General features: G+C 60.7%; 3 protein-coding genes. All 3 read left to right on the top strand.

The genetic code is table 11. The features are described from left to right. Positions 1-79: 79 nt before the first annotated feature. Entirely contained in the window at positions 80-292 is a 213-nt protein-coding gene (locus F3089_RS15750) for a hypothetical protein (protein ID WP_151441730.1), read from the top strand. After that, positions 289-645, top strand: a complete 357-nt coding sequence (gene tnpB / locus F3089_RS15745; RefSeq protein ID WP_151441729.1) for an IS66 family insertion sequence element accessory protein TnpB — start codon at positions 289-291, stop codon at positions 643-645. Before F3089_RS15750 ends, tnpB begins: the two co-directional genes overlap by 4 nt. A 42-nt stretch (positions 646-687) precedes the next feature. Continuing rightward, a partial coding sequence (locus F3089_RS15740) for an IS66 family transposase (protein WP_502707354.1) occupies positions 688-1,056 on the top strand: 369 nt, incomplete at its 3' end.

The raw sequence follows: 1,056 nt of genomic DNA, 5'->3' as shown, positions 1-1,056 counted from the left end.
GTAAGCGGTCCACGAACCCCATCTTAACGGCCTGAGCCGGATTCGCCAGACTGCCTCCGTGGTTTCAACGGAGGTAATCATGACGCACCGACTGACCGACACCCAGGCGTTCTGGCTGGGGCACCTGTTCCGGGCCTACTCGTTGGGGCAAAGCCTGAGTGTTTATGCCGAACAGCAGCAACTCGATTTCTCCGATCTCATGCAGTGGCGCCAGCGTCTGGCCATCCAGCACATTGAGCTGCCGCCCCAACACCGCCCGGATCGGTTTGTCCGTGTTGAGGTGGTCTCGTGATCCGCCCGGCAACCGATGTGGCCGTCTATCTGTGCCGGGACGTGGTGGACATGCGCAAGTCCATCGACGGGCTGGCGCTGCTGGTGCAGGAAGCGATGGAGCTCAACCCCTTCGAGCCAGCGGTGTTCGTGTTCTGCAACCGCCAGCGCGACAAGGTCAAGATCCTGGCCTGGGAGCGCAACGGTTTTGTGGTGTGGTACAAGCGTCTGGAGCAGGAGCGGTTCAAGTGGCCGGAGTGCTCGGATGGCTCGCCGATGGCGCTGACGGGCCAGCAACTGAACTGGCTTCTGGATGGGTATGACATCGCCCGGATGAGGCCGCATCAGGAGCTGATTTTTGATACCGTCGGGTGATTTCAAGTGGCTGATTGATGGGCCATTTAGTATAATAGCCTCATGTCAGACGCCGCCTCCAGCCCCGCTTCCACCGTTGCCGAACTGCAGCGCCAGCTGCAGGATCAGCAGGCCGAAAACGCCCGGTTGGCCAAGCACAATCAGTCGTTGAAAAAGCAGTACCGTTCACTGGAGCGCAAGACCGAATCACTGGAACAGGCCAAACGCGACCTATTCGAGCAACTGCGGCTACTGATCGAGAACCGCTTCGGGCCCTCCTCCGAGAAGCATCGCGTTGAGCAGGCAGACATGTTCTTCAACGAAGCGGAAACGCTGGCCGCTGAGATGGATGAGGCCCCGCAGGCGCCAGACCCCGAAGACGAGAATGACGCTCGGTCCGAAGCCGGTGGCTCTCGGCGCCAGACCTCCAGC

The sequence above is a fragment of the Halospina sp. K52047b genome, from assembly GCF_008709855.1.
In the GTDB taxonomy this organism is placed as follows: Bacteria; Pseudomonadota; Gammaproteobacteria; order Pseudomonadales; family Oleiphilaceae; genus Halospina; species Halospina utahensis_B.
Note: the sequence above shows the minus strand (reverse complement) of the source record. Positions and strands in the feature narration are given on the sequence as shown.